Raw genomic sequence first — 18,799 nt, forward strand, 5'->3', positions numbered from 1 at the left:
GGGCCGCAGGCCCAGAAACTTAGCCCGATTCGCTCTCGATCGGCGCCCGGCGGATGGTCTCGACCCAGACATCGATTGGTCCAAGAGAGCACCCCATCTCCATCATGTCGATGAGTTCGACCGGACCGGCAATGTCGAGTTCAATGCGGTCGGGACCGGCAACGCATATTGCATGCGCGAGCCCGAGCTTGGCGGCATGACGCTCGATCCACGGAAGAAAGGATGCCACCTCGACATCGCCGAGGATCGTCATACGCTCCCGCCAGGAACATCGATTTTGCTCGTTCATAGAAAACCTCGGCAATGAAGCTGATATTCTATCTATCTACATCGTGCTCAATCGCTGAAGCATCTGCTTTTGAGAGCGTCGTCAGGCCAGACCTGAAGGCGAAGACCGCTATATGCGAGTTGATCCCCAAGATCGGCAGACAGGTTTCGTTCCAACTAGTCGCGCTCACGACCTGGTTGATATGCCTTCGACGACCCGCTACGGGATTGAGGGATCGTATAGGCCGCTGGCTTCCCAGCGCGACCTATCCTGGCGGATGGAGGGCGCCGACGGTCGCGAAACACTCAAGAAGCTTTTCACGATTTCTCCCTACGGGTCCAAGGAGCAGCGCGTGCTCAACCGCCTCTGGACCCAGATCAAGACCGGAAGCTAAACGGAATATGGCGGCTCAAACCTTTTTCGAGCGGCGCCGCGGCGTGGAGGCCTGCCGCCGCGTCGTAGCCATGCGACAGAGGAATGGCAGAGGGACATGGCGAAATCTCTGGGGTCGGTAAAGAGCAAATTCACGCTCAGGGCCGACCAGAATGACTCCCGCGATCTCCAGCACGCCGCTGCCAAGGGGCGCTTTCTCGCGCCGGCAGGATATGGTCGGGCGCCCGTGACGGGCGCAAGTCGGTGGCGATCTGGCCAATTGCCAGTTCCGCCGCGTTAACGAACTGGCTGTCTCTGATACTACCGGCCTCGCGATCGTTTGAGCCTTTCCGACTCGATCGGATCGAGCGTAGCTGCGATCACGTCCGCGTGGCCGCGTTTACAGGGCAGCAATGAATGCTCAAGCCCGCATGGCCTTCCACATTTTTCGGGCGCGCCATGGTATCCGCGCAGGCGGAGTTCATGGTTGCCGCGACCATGAAGACCGCCAGTCCCAATCTCTTCAGCATTTCAGTGCTCCTCATCAGGCTTGATCGCCGGGCGTCGGAGTTGGTCTCCTGCTTTGCAGTGCTGAGAGACGGTTGAGCAGGTTCAGGGTGATCCTTCCCACGTCGTTCATTGCTTTGCCGGCAGGCAGCGCGCCGCACCAGGCGACCGAACTTGCCGAAAAGATCAGGCCGCCCGCAGCAAGATTTCGTAACGTCATTTCGGCGCAGCGACGCCCGACGCGCTCTTCGTCCCCGCCCGCGTACCAGCGCGAGGGATCCTGGAAGAAGCCGGCCGGAAAGTCCGTCGCGCGGGCGATCACGACGGTGTCGGCCGACGTGCCCAGGGCCGGGTTCGTCGCATCCACCTCGTAACCCGCGGCGGCACCTAATACGATGCCTTCCGAACCGAAGGTTTCGTCCTCGATGCCTTCAAACAGCCATGCGCATTCCGGCGCGTGGCTTTCGGGCGTTCGCGTGAACGGGCGCGCGCCGTCGAAACCCATCAGCGAAATCGCGCCGCCGACCAGTGAAAACTCGCCGCGGCCCCGGGAGCGAAGGTGGCCGCCAGGCTCGTTGGTTATCGACAGATATTGTTCGCTGACCGGACCATCCCAAGTGCGGCCAGGTTCCAGGGGCGAGCGGCGCAATTCCATCAGGTCGTCCTTGAAGGCGACCGTTCCGGCAAAGCCGTTTCCGCCGAGATAGGCGATGCTGCCGCCCTCGGCCGCGAATTGCCGCAGTGCCCCTTCCATCTCGGTCGACATGTATTCCGGATGGCTTCCGGTCACGACGGCCCGATGCCCGCTGAGAGCCTCGAGCCCCTGCTGATGCAGATCATGATCGGTGACGATGTCGAGCGCTATGCCGTTCTCGTTGCAGAATCTGAGGAAATGCAGATCGACCGGCAAGTTGTGGGGGCAGCCGCATAGCGGGTAATTGTAGTCGTCCCGCAATGTCACCTTGGGTTTGCGATAGGAGCAGATCGACACGCCGCTGAGATCGGAGTGATAGTCGTAGAGCGACTTGAGGCTGTTTGCGATGGCAAAGCGGTGTCCGCGATCGTCGCACTTCCATTCATAGAGATGGTCGGGAAGATACTCGTCCGCGTAAGCGAGATAGGTCGCGGTCGGCAGCAGATAAAGCAGTGGTGAGGAGGCACGCGCGGAGGTGACGAAGAACACGATGCGCTCGTAGCCGCCGTCCCATTCCACCTGGAAAGCGTATACGCCCGGCTTCGCATTCTCGGGCACCGCGGCGCGGTGGGAAGCGGGCCAATCGAGCGGTCCCATGTCATCGTCATGGCAATGGACGGCATCGTAGTGCGAAGGCACGAGCCGGGGGTCGAAGCTTGATCCGTCCCAGCGCGCCGATGTCACACAGAATGTAGGCTGATTGATCACATCGAGCGCCAGCGGAACCGGTCCGCCGGAAGACGGGATCGGTCCAGTCGGCAGCAGAGTCGGGAATTCCCAGGCGATTGGCCCCTGAGAAGTCTCCAGCCGAATAGCCGCAAATCTCGCATTGAGAGTGAGCTCGCTTCGAGAGCCGCTCGCGCCGAAGAGGATGTCGCGCCCTTGTGGATGCCATTCGGCGTCGTGCAGGCGCCGCTTGAATTCGTAAGGGGCGAGGAGGTCGTGAGATTTCAGCTTGAAGAACGGCTCGTCCTCATGCAGGCCGAGCTCGACGGTCAGCCAAACCCCTTGCGGAACCGACGCAGACAACAGACTATCATTCCGCATCTCCAAGGCGATCGCCCCATCGCGAAGGCTCAGCAGAAAGGACCCCACTTCCAAGATCGTGCGCGGCCCCGTATTGCGGGTGAGAAACAGCTCAAAGCGGATGCCCTTGACGGCAGGCGCTTTTGCAAGCTCCTCGGCACGCAGGCGAAGGTACGATCCATGATCGAAGCTGCGATGCGCGTCCGGCTCGGATGTCGCCTCGATTGGCCAATTCACAAAATCCGCGGCTTGCGTGTCCAGCCGGCATATCCGCACGCTCTCCACCGGCCGGCTGCAGGAGAGGCCAAGTTCCACCCGCTGGCCGGGCCTTACGCTCCAGGGCGTGGCATAACCGGCAGCGCTCATCGCTCCATGGTCAACCAAGCGGCGCATCGATCGTGCCTCTCAAATCCATGAATAACGGCGCGACTTCGCGGCCTCGGTTCCAGATCGACCGGTTGTCGCGCATGCCCCTCAACCACTACCGCAACCCAGTTGATTTGTATATGCTTGTATAGGTAAGTTCGATCCGTTAGGCTCAAGGCGAGATCGCTAAGCCGGCCGTGCCAAGGAGGATCGCATGCGCAACGCTCCGCTCTTCGACCTGTCGGGCCGGAAAGCACTTGTCACCGGTGCAAGCCGCGGCATCGGGCGTTCCATTGCCGAGGCCCTGAGCGCGGCCGGCGCCGATGTCGCCGTCACGGCACGCAGCCTTGCCTCGCTTGGGGAGACGACGGCCACCATCCGCGCCGCCGGCGGGGTGGCGCACGCCATCGCCCTGGACGTCACCGATGTCGGCCGCTGCAGGGCGGCGACGGCCGAGGCCGCCGGCCTGCTCGGCGGTCTCGATATTCTCGTCAACAATGCCGGGATGGAGGAAGTCCACCCCTCGCTCGATGTCGACGAAGCGCTTTGGGACAGGATCGTCGACACGAATCTCAAAGGCGCATTCTTCTGCGCCCAGGCCGCCGCGCAGCACATGAAGGACGCCGGTCGGCCCGGCGTCATCATCAATCTTTGCTCGCTCACCTCCGAAGTCGGGATTCCGACGGCTGTGCCCTATGGCTCGTCGAAGTCGGGCCTGCTCGGCATGACGCGCGCTCTGGCGGCCGAGTGGGCTGATCTGGGGATCAGGGTCAACGCCATCGCCCCCGGCTATTTCAGAACGGCAATGACGGAAGTGTTCTACGGCAATGAGGCATGGCGGCAATCGATGCTCGCCAAAATCCCGCAGCACCGCTTCGGCGACCTGTCGGACCTGCACGGGATTGCGGTATTCCTCGCCTCCGATGCCTCGGCCTACATAACCGGTCAGTCCATCCCCGTCGATGGCGGCTTTCTCGCGTCGATCTGAGGTGGCCTCCCATCAGCTGGGCTCGAGTTGGCAGGACGCAGAAAATGCTGGCAGCTGTTATACGTACATGTATATACTTTATAGGCTGGCAATTGTTCTATCTGCGGTCCTTGCCCCGTATTGCCGGTCTCAAAGGTCTTCCAGGCGTGTGACCGGCCATCGCCAACCGCCACTGCGTTCCAGGAGAAGGAGCAGCCATGTCCGATATCAGCTTCCACGACCTGTCGGCCCTCGATGCCGACCGGCGGTCCAGCCTGCTGAGGCGCGCCGAAGCCGATCTTTCGGTCTTCATCGAAAAAGCCCGTCCGATCATCGAGGCGGTCAGGACCGAAGGTGATGCCGCCCTGCTTCGGTTCGCGCGCGAGCTCGACAAGGCCGATGTGGCCGATGGCGGGCTCAAGGTCTCGGAAGCGGAGTTCGACGCGGCATTCGACAAGGTCGAAAAGGATGTCGTGGAGAGCATCCGGTTCGGTATCGAGAACATCAGGCATTTCCACGAGGAGCAGCGTCCGGAAACGATGTGGCTGAAGGAAGTCCGGCCGGGCGCCTATGCGGGTGACAGATACACCCCGATCGCCTCCGTGGCGCTTTACGTTCCGCGCGGCAAGGGCGCCTTCCCGTCGGTGACGATGATGACCTCGGTCCCGGCTGTGATTGCCGGCGTGCCCCAGATCGCGATCGTGACGCCGCCGACTTCCGATGGATCCGTCGATGCCGCGACCCTGGTTGCCGCACGCCTCGCCGGCGTCGAGACCGTGTACAAATGCGGTGGCGCCCAGGCGGTCGCTGCTGTCGCCTATGGCACCGAGACGGTGAAGCCCGCCGTCAAGATCGTCGGGCCGGGCAGTCCCTGGGTGGTGGCGGCAAAGAGCCTGCTGTCCTCGGTCATCAACACCGGCCTTCCGGCCGGCCCGTCCGAAGCCATCATCTTTGCCGATGACAGCGTCGACGGCGGCCTTGCCGCGCTGGACCTTTTGATCGAAGCCGAGCACGGACCGGATTCCTCGGCCTATCTGGTGACGCACAGCCGCAAGGTCGCCGAGGCCGCCCTTGCCGCGCTGCCGCAGCATTGGTCCCGCATGAGCGAACAGCGCGTCGAATTCTCGCGCGCGGTGCTGACCGGAAAGCGCGGCGGCATCGTGCTGACCGCGTCCCTGGAAGAAAGCTATCGCTTCATCAACGACTATGCCCCGGAACATCTGGAGATTCTGTCGAAGGAACCGTTCGCGCATCTCGGATACATCACCGAAGCGGCCGAGATCCTCATGGGTCCGCATACGCCGGTGACGCTCGCCAACTTTGTCCTCGGGCCCAATGCCGTGTTGCCGACCAGCCGGTGGGCGCGCACGTATGGGCCGCTGTCGGTCACGGATTTCGTCAAGCGCTCGTCGGTCGGTTATGTGACGTCGGCGGCTTATCCGGAACTCGCCCGGCATGCGCGCAGGCTCGCCCGCTACGAAGGCTTCAGCTCGCATGAAAACGCGGTGTCGGAAATCCGCAGCCGCTATCTCTCGGTCTGAGCGGAAGCGAAGACGATGAAGGCCGCGCGACTTTACGGACCCGGCGACTTGCGCGTTGAGGATATCGCCGCCCCCGGCGTCCCCGATGCGGGCTGGGTGAAGCTCAAGGTGGACGCCGCGGGCATCTGCGGTTCCGACCTGCACAATTTCCGCACGGGCCAATGGATAAGCCGCTCGCCTTCGACGGCCGGCCATGAATTGACGGGCACGGTGATCGCCGTCGGAGAGGGCGTCGACACCATCGCCATTGGCGACCGGGTGGTCGCCGATTCACGCTTCTGGTGCGGAGAGTGCGCGCAATGCCGTGCCGGCAGGCGCCATCTCTGCACGTCGCTAGGCTTCGTCGGCGAAATATGCGACGGCGGATTTGCCGAACAGGTCGTGCTCCCCGCGCGACTGTTGCATAGCGTCGATGCCGCGCTTGATGCACGGGTGGCGGCAATGGCCGAGCCGCTCGCCGTTGCGCTGCACGCGGTGCGACGTCTGCCGAGAGCAGCGGCCTCGGTGCTTGTTCTCGGCTGCGGGACCATCGGCGGCCTTGCCGCGTTGCTGCTGTCGCGGACGTTCGCGGGCACCGTGCTGGTCGCCGACCGCAACCAAGGCCGCTGCGCTCGCGTCGCGCGCGTGACCGGCGCCACGATCGTCGACCTGGACGCGCACGCCATCGCCTCAGCGACTGCGAATACCCCCTTGCTCGCGGCCGTCGAGGCGACAGGCAGCGTCGCCGCGCTCAGTCAGTTGCTGGGTGTTCTCGGCCCGGGCGGCACCATTGCGATGGTCGGCATCTTCCACGGCCGGCTCGACATCGACCCCAACATGCTGGTCGAGCGGGAGATCGCGTTGCTGGGCTGCCACGCCTTCGCCGACGAGCTTCCCGATGCCATCCGGATGCTGGGTGAACTGAGCGAGCCGCTGATCAGCCTGATTGACCGCGAGATCGGCCTGGATGACGTCCCCGCAACCTACCGGCGGCTGCTGGAAGGCCAGGGCGACGGCTTGAAAACAATCATCCGGATGCGGCAATCCCTTGAGCATTCCTGATTTCCGTGCTTGCCGGAAAGGATATCTGAAATGAACACTCTGCCCGATACGGCCAGCCCCCTCTACGAGAAGGTCAAGGACTACATCCTGACGAACATCGGAACCGGCCGGTGGAGCAAGGACCGCAAGCTGCCGTCCGAAAATGAATTCGTGGCAGCGCTTGGCGTCTCCAGGATGACGATCCACCGTGCCTTGCGGGAACTGACCTCGGCGGGATTTCTGATCCGGCTGCAGGGCGTGGGAACATTCATTGCGCCGCCGCGGCCGCAATCGGCCCTGATCGAGATCAACAATATCGCGGCCGAGATCCTGGCACGCGGCAACAAGCATCGTTCCGAGGTTCTCGTTCTCGAAAAAATCATGCCGGAAAAGGAGCTTGCGCTGTCCTTCGAGTTCGCCAGGCGTTCGTCGGTCTACCACTCCGTGGTCGTCAATTTCGAGAACGATCTGCCTGTGCAACTGGAAGAGCGCTTCGTCAATCCGAGCCTGATACCCGACTACGACAAGCAGGATTTTTCCAAGACCGCGACCTACGACTATCTGATGCAGAAAACACCGGTGACCGAGGTCGAGCACATCATCTCGGCAATCCCAGCCGACGCCGAGACGGCGCGGCATCTAGGCATCGATGCCGGCAGCTGCTGCCTGCTTCTGCACCGCCGGACGTGGACGGGAGCGATCGTCGCCACGATCAGCAAGCTGACCTATGTCGGCAGCCGCTATTCGCTCGGCAGCCGGTACTCTCCTTCCAAAAGCGGCTGATCGCGGCAAGGCGAGCCCTGTTCCGGCGCAAATCGCGTGACGGACTTCCTGGATGCCATCGGCCGTAACGCCATGCGGCAAACGAATGCGGTCTGATGTTCCGAAAGTTGCGAACCCAACCCGTCCAACTTGTATATGCATGTATGTATTTTAGTCTTGACATTCACCGCCGCCGACGTCGAGTATCCTTGCGCTTCCGTTGAAGCGGCAGGTAAGACGCCGAGGCACAGTGCCGCAAGAGCATAAGCCCGCATTCTCATCCAGGCCGGATATGCAGTTCAAAGAGCGGCGCGATCATAAAGGGGAACAGAGATGATGCGTAACCTAGCAGGACAATTTCGTGCACTCGTCGCGGCTGCCGTCATCGGGTTCGCCCCGGCGGCCTTTGCCGCCGACGCGGCCATTCCCGCGACGCCTGAAGCGGGCACCTTCAAGATCGGCATCGAGCCATGGCTCGGCTATGGCCAGTGGCACGTCGCCGAGGCCAAGGGCCTGTTCAAGGCAAGCGGGTTGTCGGACGTCCAAATCGTCAACTTCGCGGAAGACAAGGACATCAATGCCGCGCTCGCGAGCGGCCAGCTCGATGCCGCCAACATCGCGACCCATACCGCGATGGGCATGGTTGCGGCGGGCCTGCCGGTGAAGATCGTGCTGCTGCTCGACGTCAGCATGACGGCCGACGCCATGATCGCCGGCAAGGATATTTCCTCCGTCGCCGACCTCAAGGGCAAGCAGGTCGCCTTCGAGGAGGGCACGACCAGCGACATCCTGCTCAAATACGCCCTTGCCAAGAACGGCATGTCCATCGCCGATGTGCAGCCGGTGCCGATGCCGGCGGCCGACGCCGGCAGCGCGCTGATTGCCGGACAGGTCCCGGTCGCGGTCACCTACGAACCTTATCTCACCGCGGCCAGGGCGCAGAACAAGGACGTCAAGCTGCTCTTCACCGCCGGCGAGGATCCCGGCCTGATCAGCGACGTGCTTGTGGTGCGCGACGAGGTGATCAAGTCGCGACCCGGCCAGGTGCTTGCCATGATCAAGACCTGGGATGCGGCCCTGAAGGACTACAACGGCGATACCGCCGGTGGCCGCGCCATCATTTCCAAGGCCGTCGGTTCCAGTGTCGAGGACCTCAACACGGCCTTCGACGGCGTGCGCTATTATTCTCTCGCCGAGAACAAGAGCGCTCTGACCGGCGAGTTCTCCACCAAGACATTCGCCGATGTCGAAGCCGCCGCCAAGAATGCCGGGCTGCTCCAGGCCGACGTGACACCGGAGCAGATGATCGACCCGTCATTCGTCAAGGCCGCGGAATGACGAAGGCTGCGTCGCGGTGGTAGCGCGGATGTCCGAGCAGCGCGCCGCCAAAACGAGCCAGCCCGGCCCCGCGCAAGGACCGGCTGCGCGACCGGTGCCGCGCCGCCGATCCTCCGGAATCGGCGCGCCCATCACGCGGTCGCGTTTCCTGATGATCGCCGTGGCCGTTTTTGCCGGCCTCGGCCTTGCCTGGTGGGCGGCAACGGGCCTGGAGCTGGTGAAGCCCATCTTCCTGCCCTCGCCGGAAAGCGTGGCGGGGCAGCTCGGCAAGCTCTGGAGCGACGGCACGCTGTGGCTGGACCTCAAGGCCTCGATATACCGCATCTCCATCGGCTTCCTGATCGCCTCGGCACTGGCGATTCCGATCGGCGTGCTGATCGGCAGCTTCAGGGTCTGGGAAGCCGCCGTCGAGCCGCTGGTGGATTTCATCCGCTATATGCCGGTGGTCGCCTTCGTGCCGCTTTCCATCCTCTGGTCGGGAACCGGCGACGCCCAGAAGTTCCTGATCATCTTCATCGGCACCTTCTTTCAGCAGGTCCTGATGATCATGGACAATGTGAAGCGGGTTCCGACGGATTTCGTCGGCCTCGGCAGGACGCTCGGCCTGCCGGACCGCAAGATCCTGACGCGCATCGTGGTGCCCAGCGCCTTGCCCGGCATCTGGGACACGCTGCGCATCAGCCTGGGCTGGGCGTGGACCTGGCTCGTGCTGGCTGAGCTCGTCGCGGCGACATCCGGCCTCGGCTACCGCATCACCGTGTCGCAGCGTTATTTCCAGACGAACACCATCATCGGCTACATCCTGCTCTTGGGCGTGCTCGGTCTCATCACCGACCAGGTGATGAAGGCGCTGGGAAAGGTGCTGTTCCGGCAGGAAGGCCACGCGCAATGAGGTTCGGCCGATGAGTGTGCCCAAACTGCGCATCGAAGGCCTGCACAAGAGCTTTGGCACCGGGGAGCGGCGCACCGAGGTGCTGCGCGACATCAATCTCGATCTTGCCGATAACGAGTTCGTCTCGCTGGTGGGCACGTCGGGTTGCGGCAAGAGCACGCTGCTGTCGATCGTTGCCGGGCTGCAGGATTTCGACGCGGGCGAGCTCGACATCGACGGCTCGCCGATCCTCAAGCCCGGGCTCGACCGCGGCGTCGTCTTCCAGTCCTACACGCTGCTGCCTTGGCTGACGGCGCAGCAGAACATAGAATTTGCCCTCAAGGCCGCCGGCTATGATCGCTCGACCTGCCGCAGGATCGCGCGCGAGCATCTCGACCTCGTCAAGCTGCCGCACTGCGCCGACCTCTACCCGTCCGAACTGTCGGGCGGCATGAAGCAGCGCGTCGCCATCGCGCGGGCGCTGTCCTACCGGCCCAAGATGCTGCTCATGGACGAGCCCTTCGGCGCGCTCGACGCCTTGACCAGGCACCAGATGCAGGAGCTGCTGACGCAGATCTGGGAGGAGCACCGGCTGACCGTGCTCTTCGTCACCCATGACGTGGAGGAGGCCGTCTATCTGTCCGACCGCATCGTCGTCATGGGGATCGGCCCGGGACGCATCATGCGAACCTTCAACGTCGACATAGAGCGCCCGCGCCGGGAAGAGGTCATGGAAAGCGCGGAGTTCATGGACCTGCAGCGCAATGTTCACAAGGCGATCCGCGAAGCTTCAAGACGCCCCGAAATGGCATGAGGCGAGCCGGCCTTGCCGGCTGCCTGCGGTATCGCCCCTCTGCGACTAACATAATCGTTATCGGCCAATAGCTTACGAAGCGGTTCGCCAAAGTTGACAAGAGCCCGCGGGCGGCGGTGTCGCAGCTTCCGATTGGGCTGAATACGGAAAGCAATTCCAAGGCAAAGCAAGCCAAATAACGGGCGAGCCTTCGCGCTTTTTTAAGCGTTTCCGGCGTGCGGATAAGATTCGATCTGCGCGTCGGAACAAATTGGCGCCCACCACGTTGTGGAGCTTGCGGTGAATTGTATACCTCGCCGCGAGGGCGGGACTTCATCTGATCATCAGTTTCTTCACAAACAGGTGGACTGGGGAGGGGCACTGTGAACGTGCAGGCATCAAGAGCGCAATTAGATCGTCGTCAGATTCTCAATTCCTTAAAGGCCTTCAGGCGAGGCGACTTTTCCGTCCGGATCGACAACATCTACGAAGGAATCGATTCCGATATTGCCGATGCCTTCAACCAGATCGTCGAACTCAACGATCAGGTGACGAAGGAGTTTGAGCGGCTGAGCAGAGTGGTCGGCAAGGACGGCAGAATTGGCGAGCGGGGTCATGTCCGCAATGCTACCGGCAGCTGGGAATCAAGCGTCAGGTCGGTCAACGACCTGATCGAAGACATGGTTCAACCGACCGCCGAAGTGGCCCGCGTCATCGGGGCAGTGGCCAAGGGCGACCTTTCCCAGACAATGATGGTCGAAATCGACGGCCGCCCGCTGCGCGGGGAGTTCCTGCGCATAGGCAAGATCGTCAACACGATGGTGGGGCAACTGGCTTCCTTTGCCTCCGAAGTGACACGTGTCGCGCGTGAGGTTGGAACGGAGGGAAAGCTCGGCGGACAAGCGCGGGTGAAGGGCGTGGCCGGCACGTGGAAGGACCTGACCGACAACGTCAACGCCATGGCCACCAACCTTACCGGCCAGGTGCGCAACATCGCCGAGGTGACCACTGCGGTGGCGTCAGGCGATTTGTCTAAGAAGATCACTGTCGATGTGAAGGGCGAGATCCTCGAGCTCAAGAACACCATCAACACGATGGTCGATCAGTTGAACTCGTTCGCATCGGAGGTGACGCGCGTCGCACGCGAGGTCGGCACGGAAGGCAAGCTCGGGGGCCAGGCGCGGGTCGAAGGCGTCGGCGGCACGTGGAAGGACCTCACCGACAATGTGAACTCCATGGCCGAGAATCTGACCGGCCAGGTCCGCAACATCGCCGAGGTGACGACGGCGGTCGCGCTGGGCGATCTGTCCAAGAAGATCACCGTCGACGTGAAGGGCGAGATCCTCGAGCTCAAGAACACCATCAACACGATGGTCGATCAGTTGAACTCGTTCGCATCCGAGGTCACGCGCGTCGCGCGCGAGGTCGGCACCGAGGGCAAGCTCGGCGGCCAGGCCCAGGTTCGCGGCGTCGCCGGCACCTGGAAAGACCTGACCGACAACGTCAATTCCATGGCCGAGAACCTCACCGGCCAAGTGCGCAACATTGCCGAGGTCACGACGGCGGTTGCTTCGGGCGACCTGTCGAAAAAGATCACGGTGGCAGTGCAGGGGGAGATACTCGAGCTCAAGGATACCATCAACACGATGGTCGATCAGCTGAACTCCTTCGCCTCCGAAGTCACGCGCGTTGCGCGCGAAGTGGGCACGGAAGGCAAGCTCGGCGGGCAGGCAGAGGTGAGGGGCGTCGGGGGCACCTGGAAAGACCTGACCGACAACGTCAATCTGATGGCGGCCAACCTGACTGGCCAGGTTCGAAACATCGCCGAGGTTACGACAGCCGTCGCCCGCGGCGACCTTTCCAAGAAGATCACCGTGGACGTCAAAGGCGAGATCCTCGAGCTCAAGGATACCGTCAACACGATGGTCGACCAGCTGAACTCCTTCGCCTCCGAAGTCACGCGCGTGGCGCGCGAGGTCGGTTCGGAAGGCAAGCTCGGCGGCCAGGCCCATGTGGAAGGCGTCGGCGGCACTTGGAAAGATCTGACCGACAACGTCAACGCCATGGCCGGCAATCTGACCGTGCAGTTGCGCGACGTGTCCAAGGTCGCAACCGCGATCGCGACCGGCGATCTGACGCAGAAGATCACCGTCGATGCCTTGGGAGAGATCCTGCAGATCAAGGATGTGATCAACACGATGGTTGATCAGCTGAATTCCTTTGCCTCGGAGGTGACGCGCGTGGCGCGCGAGGTCGGTTCGGACGGCAAGCTCGGCGGCCAAGCGCAGGTCAGAGGCGTGGGCGGCACCTGGAAGGACCTGACCGACAATGTGAATGCGATGGCGGCCAACCTGACGGGCCAGGTGCGCAACATCGCGGAAGTGACCACGGCCGTGGCGCTCGGCGACCTTTCCAAGAAGATCACCGTGGACGTCAAGGGCGAGATCCTTGAGCTCAAGTCGACCATCAACACCATGGTCGATCAGCTGAACTCCTTCGCCGGCGAGGTGACTCGCGTGGCGCGCGAAGTCGGCACCGAAGGAAAGCTCGGCGGCCAAGCCCAGGTGCGAGGCGTGGCCGGTACATGGAAGGATTTGACCGACAACGTGAATTCCATGGCCGAGAATCTGACCGGCCAGGTTCGCAACATCGCCGAAGTGACGACGGCGGTCGCGCGAGGCGATCTTTCGAAGAAGATCACCGTCGACGTGAAGGGCGAAATCCTCGAGCTCAAGTCGACCATCAACACCATGGTCGACCAGCTGAACTCCTTCGCCGGCGAGGTGACACGCGTCGCACGTGAAGTCGGCACGGAAGGAAAGCTTGGCGGTCAGGCCGAAGTGCGCGGCGTGGCCGGCACCTGGAAGGATCTGACCGACAACGTCAACCTGATGGCCACCAATCTGACCAACCAGGTGCGCGGCATCGCCGACGTCGTGACTGCGGTTGCGCAAGGCAATCTCAAACGCAAGCTGACTGTGGACGCGAAGGGCGAAATCGCCTCCCTGGCGGACACCATCAACGGGATGATCGAAACGCTCGCCACCTTTGCCGACCAGGTGACCAATGTCGCGCGCGAAGTCGGCATCGAAGGCAAGCTTGGAGGCCAGGCACGCGTGCCTGGCGCCGCCGGTCTGTGGCGCGATCTTACGGACAACGTCAATCAGTTGGCGGCCAATCTGACCACCCAGGTCCGCGCAATCGCCGAGGTCTCGACAGCGGTGACGAAGGGTGATCTGACGCGCTCGATCAGCGTCGAGGCTTCCGGAGAGGTCGCCGCGCTCAAGGACAACATCAACGAGATGATCCGCAATCTCAAGGATCAGACGTTGAAAAACGCCGAGCAAGATTGGCTGAAGACAAATCTCGCGCGTTTCTCCCGCATGCTGCAGGGAGAGCGCGATCTCGCCACGGTGTCGCGTCTCATCATGTCCGAGCTCGCTCCGCTTGTGAACGCGCAATACGGCGTCTTTTACGTGACCAATCGGGACGAGGAGGAGTCCTATCTGGAACTGGCGGCGTCCTATGGTGCCGAGAGCAAGGCGGCAATCAAGCAACGCCTCGATCTGCGTGAGGGTCTCGTCGGACAAAGTGCTGCCGACAAGCGAGCCATTATGCTGGACAATGTTCCGCCGGACTTTTTGCGCGTCACATCGGGGCTTGGCAGCGCCTCGCCGGCGAACGTCATCATTCTGCCTGCCTTGTTCGAAGATGAGGTCAAGGCCGTCATCGAGCTCGCATCCTTCAGCGAGTTCCGCGACACGCACCAATCGTTTCTCAATCAGCTGATGGAATCGGTCGGCATCGTCCTCAACACGATCGCGGCGACGATGCGCACCGAGGGCCTGCTCAAGCAATCGCAATTGCTGACATCCGAGCTGCAGGCGCGCCAGACCGAACTGACGAAAAAGCAGGAGGAACTGCACGCCACGAACGAGGAACTCCAGGAGAAGGCTCAACTTCTGGAGAATGAGAAAAAGCAGGTCGAAAACAAAAATCTCGAAATCGAGATGGCGCGCCGGGCGCTTGAGGAGAAAGCCGAGCAGCTGGCGCTTACCTCCAAGTACAAATCCGAGTTCCTCGCCAACATGAGCCATGAGCTCAGAACCCCGCTCAATTCGCTTCTCATTCTTTCAAATCTGCTTGCCACGAACCAGCAGGGCAACCTCAACGAAAAGCAGGTCGAGTTTGCTCGCACCATCAATTCGGCCGGCACGGACCTTCTCAGCCTGATCAACGACATTCTCGATTTGTCGAAGATCGAGTCCGGCACGGTCTCGATTGACATCAACGATATGCCAGTCGCCCATTTGCGACAGCATATGGAGCGCACGTTCCGCCAGCTTGCAGCCGACAAGGGTCTGGGCTTTACCATCAATGTCGATCCCGCTCTTCCGGAAACCGTGCGTACGGACGAGAAGCGGTTGCAGCAGATCGTGCTCAACCTGCTGTCGAACGCCTTCAAGTTCACCTCCGAAGGCAAGGTCAGCCTGAGTTTCAGAATGGAAAAGACGGGACGCCGCAACGGCGCCAAGTTGCCCAGGAAAGCGCTTGCCATAGCGGTGACCGACACCGGTATAGGCATCCCGGAAGACAAACAGAAACTGATCTTCGAGGCGTTCCAGCAGGCCGACGGCACGACCAGCCGCAAATATGGAGGAACCGGTCTTGGGCTCTCGATCAGCCGTGAGATCGCCCGTTTGCTCGGCGGCGAGCTAAGAGTCGAAAGCATTCCCGGCAAAGGATCGACGTTTACGCTCGTCATTCCGATCGACGGTCCCAGGATTGCCGCCGCCAGCCAGCCGGAACTGCTTCCGGCCACCGAGGCAATCGCGACGACAGCAGCGCCCAGCGGTTTGCCGTCGGCGGAATTGATGGACGATCGCGACGCTATATCGGCGCAAGACAGGGTCGTTTTGATCGTCGAGGACGACCCGACCTTTGGCGGTCTGCTGCTGGGCCTGGCACGGTCTGCCGGGTTGAAAGGCGTCCTGTCGACCGCGGGCTCCGGTACCTTGGCACTGGCCCGCAAGCTGGTGCCGGACGCGATCACGCTGGACCTCGGCCTTGCGGACATCGATGGATGGGTGCTCTTCGACCTGCTGCGCCATGATCCAAAGACCGCCGGCATTCCCATTCATGTGATTTCCGGAGCGGAAGACATCGATAGCCTGGCTCGCAAAGGAGCATCGAGCATCTCGACCAAACCGGTGTCATCCGAGGAACTGGTGAAGGTGTTCCAGGAAATTCATTCGAGGAACCTGCGCGTCCAGCGCCGGGTGCTCGTGGCCGACTCCGATCCCGAGCGCCGCCTTTCCCTGGTCGAGACGATCCGGGACGGCGTCACCTCGGTCACCGCAATCAGTCGCGCGGCAACCGCGGAGGACATCGACCTCGCCTCATTCGATGCGGTTGTCCTTGGGCTTGGAAAGTCTGCCAGGGATAATGCGCGGGCCCTTGACGAACTCACCAACCAGTTTTCAGACGGCCTTCCGCCGCTGCTGTTTTTTGCCCCTCATTCAGAGGCAGTTGAACAGGTGCTGGCGTTGAATCCCGCTTTGTCCTCAGTCCCGCGAGCTGAGAATTTTGCTCAATTGGCTCTCCATATATCTGCGACGCTTCCGGGAGGATTGCGCGAGGAAAGCGGGGCAGGTGCCGAACGAGCTGACAACAGGTCGAATCTTGCGGGCGCGAAAGTCCTGATCGTCGATGACGATATTCGAAACATCTATTCGCTGACGAGCGTCCTTGAGACCTACGATATCGAAGTCCTTCACGCTGAGCGCGGTCGCGATGGGATAGCGTTGCTGGAGGAGAATGCCGACGTCGACGCAGCCTTGATCGACATCATGATGCCGGAGATGGACGGCTACGAGACGATGAGGAGTATCCGCAACACACCCTCCATCGCGCATATTCCGTTGATATCGGTGACAGCAAAGGCGATGAAAGGCGACCGGCAGAAATGCCTGGAAGCCGGGGCTTCCGACTATATTGCCAAGCCTGTCGATCTCGACCTGCTGTTGGCACTGCTGCGGGTCTGGATCGGTCGCTCTCGGGATCGGGTCGAGACATCCCAAAATCTGCTTAGGTCAGTCAGCTGACGGGATGCCCGATGCAAAGGCTGTCGCGGATACGTTCGAAGAAACTGGAGATTGTGCAGTTGGCGGACAATCAGTCAAAGGCACGCATCCTGGCGGTCGATGATGACGAACGAAACCTGTTGGCGATCGAAGAAGTTCTCACTCCACTCGCGGAAGTCGTCGCTGTGCAATCCGGCGAGGAGGCTCTGCGCTGCCTCCTAAAGGAGGATTTCGCCGTTATCTTGCTGGATGTTTTGATGCCGGGCCTCGACGGCTACGAAACAGCCGCGTTGATCCGCCAGCGCGAACAGTCCAGACGAACCCCTCTCATCTTCCTCACGGCTATCCATAAGGAAGATGCTCATATGCTGCGTGGCTACGACGCCGGCGCAGTGGACTATATGTTCAAGCCCTTCGACCCCGCCATGCTGCGATCGAAAGTGGCTGTATTCGTCGAGCTTCACGAAAAGACGCTCGAGATCCAGCGCAATGCGGTCGCCGAACAGGCACTGCTGGCGAAAGCCTTGCAGGCCGAAAAGCAAAAGCTCGAGGCCGAACGATCGCTGCGCGGCGCCGAAGAACGGCAGGAGGCCATTCTTGGATCCTTGCCCGTCTGTTTTCACGCCAGGTTCGCCGAGCCGCCCTTTGCAGCCCGGTTTGTTTCAAAAGGTGTTGAACGTCTGACGGGATTCCCGCCTGAGCGACTGACGTCCGAGCCGCGGTTTGGGCTGAGCCGGGTGCATCCGGAAGATCTACCCAGGGTGCGGGAAGCTTTATTGGCGGCAAAGGTGACAGGCTCCTACACATGCGAGTTCCGCTGGCAGTGCGCCGATGGCAAATATCGTATCTTTCTCGACCAAGGGATCCTGTCGAAAGGTGTCGACGGACGCCGACCTGAAATCCTCGGCACTCTGCTTGACGTGACCGAGCGACGAGAACTCGAAAATCAACTTCTTCAGTCACAGCGCCTCGAAGCGGTCGGGAAACTCACCGGAGGATTGGCACACGATTTCAACAATCTGCTTGCCGCGGTTCTGAGCGGACTAGGATTGCTCGAGAGGCAGCTTACGCTTGATGAGCAAGCAAAGAAGATCGTTGAACTCACTCGCCGCTCCGCGAAGCAAGGCGCCGAACTTGTCAACCGCATGCTGGCCTTTTCGCGGCGTCAGAATCTGAAGCCGACGGCAGTGCGGCTGGCCGCGCTGGAAGATACGATGAACGGCTTGGTGGCTCCCGTGCTCGGCGGCCTGATCCGCTTTGAGTGGGAGGTCGACAACTCCGTTTGGCCCGCGCATGTCGACGTCGGCCAATTGGAGTTGGCGTTGATGAATCTGGTGTTCAACGCGCGCGACGCGATGCCCTCCGGCGGGACAATTGCCGTGCAGGCGCAAAATCGGGTCATCAAAATACCTTCCGAAGACCTGGCGGCCGGAGAGTATGTAGTCCTCACCGTCAAGGACACCGGTGCCGGCATCCCGAAGGAGATTCTGACCAAGGTCGTCGAACCGTTTTTCACGACGAAGCCCGTCGGGAAAGGCACCGGGCTGGGTCTCAGCACGGTATACGGTTTCATGAAGCAATCGGGCGGCGCGCTCCGCATAGACAGCCTCGTCGGGCGCGGAACATCCATGGAGCTGTGGCTGCCGCGTTCAGCGGAGCAGCCTTCCGACAATGTGGCAGATCTGGATGGAGAGAGAGTCCTGGTCGAGACTGCAGGGAAGGCTTTCCCTTCGCTTCTATTGATTGACGACAGCAGCGGATTGCGGCAGCTGACCGCGGAATCGCTTCGGCAACACGGGTTTACAGTGACATGCGCAGCAGGGGGTGCCGAGGCGCTGGCAATTATTGAACGGACACCGCATGAGTTCGACGTGATTGTCACCGATTTCGCAATGCCGCTCGTGTCCGGAGTCGAGGTAATTCGCTTCGCGCGCAACCTGCGCTCCGATTGGCCAGCGGTTATGATAACCGGCTATGCCGACGCTGAGGCAATTTCAAACCGCCCATCGGACGTGCCATTGGTCAACAAGCCGTTCCGGGAAAAAGATCTCATCGAGAGCATCTTGCGGGTCAGCGCCTTGAAGCCAGTCGGCGGCCGGCCGACTGCCGGCTCCGGTTAGATCAAGATTTGGCAGTGGCCAACCGGTCTTTCGCGCCGGACGACCGCACCCACTGACTGAGCATTCGAGTG

At 61.7% G+C, this 18,799-nt stretch carries 13 protein-coding genes; 9 read left to right on the forward strand and 4 right to left on the reverse strand.

The genetic code is table 11. The features are described 5' to 3' along the window. Positions 1-19: 19 nt before the first annotated feature. The 3 genes from CK219_RS20870 to CK219_RS20875 all read right to left on the reverse strand — a co-directional run bounded on the left by CK219_RS20870 (position 20) and on the right by CK219_RS20875 (position 3,260). Positions 20-253 (reverse strand): acylphosphatase, encoded by a 234-nt coding sequence (locus CK219_RS20870; RefSeq protein ID WP_245340561.1) that lies wholly within the window; start codon positions 251-253, stop codon positions 20-22. Between the two features lie 767 nt (positions 254-1,020). Next, on the reverse strand, positions 1,021-1,170 hold the full coding sequence (locus CK219_RS31770; protein WP_176477099.1) for a hypothetical protein: 150 nt from the start codon (positions 1,168-1,170) through the stop codon (positions 1,021-1,023). Positions 1,171-1,184: 14 nt separating this feature from the next. After that, positions 1,185-3,260, reverse strand: coding sequence for a N,N-dimethylformamidase beta subunit family domain-containing protein (locus CK219_RS20875; protein ID WP_095768629.1), 2,076 nt, complete (start codon positions 3,258-3,260; stop codon positions 1,185-1,187). A 187-nt stretch (positions 3,261-3,447) separates the two neighbouring features. Between CK219_RS20875 and CK219_RS20880 the strand changes: the two genes are divergently transcribed. The 7 genes from CK219_RS20880 (at position 3,448) to CK219_RS20910 (ending at position 10,546) form a co-directional block, all read left to right on the forward strand. Further along, positions 3,448-4,221 carry a glucose 1-dehydrogenase gene (locus CK219_RS20880; protein ID WP_095768630.1) on the forward strand — a complete coding sequence of 258 codons (774 nt, stop codon included), beginning with the start codon at positions 3,448-3,450 and terminating at the stop codon, positions 4,219-4,221. 197 nt (positions 4,222-4,418) lie between these two features. Further along, positions 4,419-5,741 carry a histidinol dehydrogenase gene (hisD, locus tag CK219_RS20885; protein WP_095768631.1) on the forward strand — a complete coding sequence of 441 codons (1,323 nt, stop codon included), beginning with the start codon at positions 4,419-4,421 and terminating at the stop codon, positions 5,739-5,741. 15 nt (positions 5,742-5,756) lie between these two features. Next, on the forward strand, positions 5,757-6,782 hold the full coding sequence (locus CK219_RS20890; RefSeq protein WP_095768632.1) for an alcohol dehydrogenase catalytic domain-containing protein: 1,026 nt from the start codon (positions 5,757-5,759) through the stop codon (positions 6,780-6,782). A 30-nt stretch (positions 6,783-6,812) separates the two neighbouring features. Further along, entirely contained in the window at positions 6,813-7,544 is a 732-nt protein-coding gene (hutC, locus tag CK219_RS20895; protein ID WP_095768633.1) for a histidine utilization repressor, read from the forward strand. Between the two features lie 315 nt (positions 7,545-7,859). After that, on the forward strand, positions 7,860-8,861 hold the full coding sequence (locus CK219_RS20900) for an ABC transporter substrate-binding protein (RefSeq protein WP_095768689.1): 1,002 nt from the start codon (positions 7,860-7,862) through the stop codon (positions 8,859-8,861). Between the two features lie 151 nt (positions 8,862-9,012). Then, positions 9,013-9,753 carry an ABC transporter permease gene (locus CK219_RS20905; protein ID WP_176477106.1) on the forward strand — a complete coding sequence of 247 codons (741 nt, stop codon included), beginning with the start codon at positions 9,013-9,015 and terminating at the stop codon, positions 9,751-9,753. Positions 9,754-9,763: 10 nt separating this feature from the next. Beyond that, positions 9,764-10,546 carry an ABC transporter ATP-binding protein gene (locus CK219_RS20910; protein ID WP_095768634.1) on the forward strand — a complete coding sequence of 261 codons (783 nt, stop codon included), beginning with the start codon at positions 9,764-9,766 and terminating at the stop codon, positions 10,544-10,546. Between the two features lie 416 nt (positions 10,547-10,962). On the opposite strand, the gene CK219_RS32245 is transcribed toward CK219_RS20910, so the two are convergent. Further along, positions 10,963-11,142: a hypothetical protein gene (locus tag CK219_RS32245; RefSeq protein WP_245340562.1), complete on the reverse strand. Its 180-nt coding sequence runs from the start codon at positions 11,140-11,142 to the stop codon at positions 10,963-10,965. Between the two features lie 63 nt (positions 11,143-11,205). Here CK219_RS32245 and CK219_RS20915 point away from each other — a divergent pair, with 63 nt between their 5' ends. Continuing rightward, positions 11,206-16,629, forward strand: coding sequence for a HAMP domain-containing protein (locus CK219_RS20915; protein WP_245340563.1), 5,424 nt, complete (start codon positions 11,206-11,208; stop codon positions 16,627-16,629). An 11-nt stretch (positions 16,630-16,640) separates the two neighbouring features. Next, positions 16,641-18,728 (forward strand): response regulator, encoded by a 2,088-nt coding sequence (locus tag CK219_RS20920; protein ID WP_095768635.1) that lies wholly within the window; start codon positions 16,641-16,643, stop codon positions 18,726-18,728. Positions 18,729-18,799 lie beyond the last annotated feature (71 nt).

The sequence above is a fragment of the Mesorhizobium sp. WSM4313 genome (assembly GCF_002294725.1).
GTDB lineage: Bacteria > Pseudomonadota > Alphaproteobacteria > Rhizobiales > Rhizobiaceae > Mesorhizobium.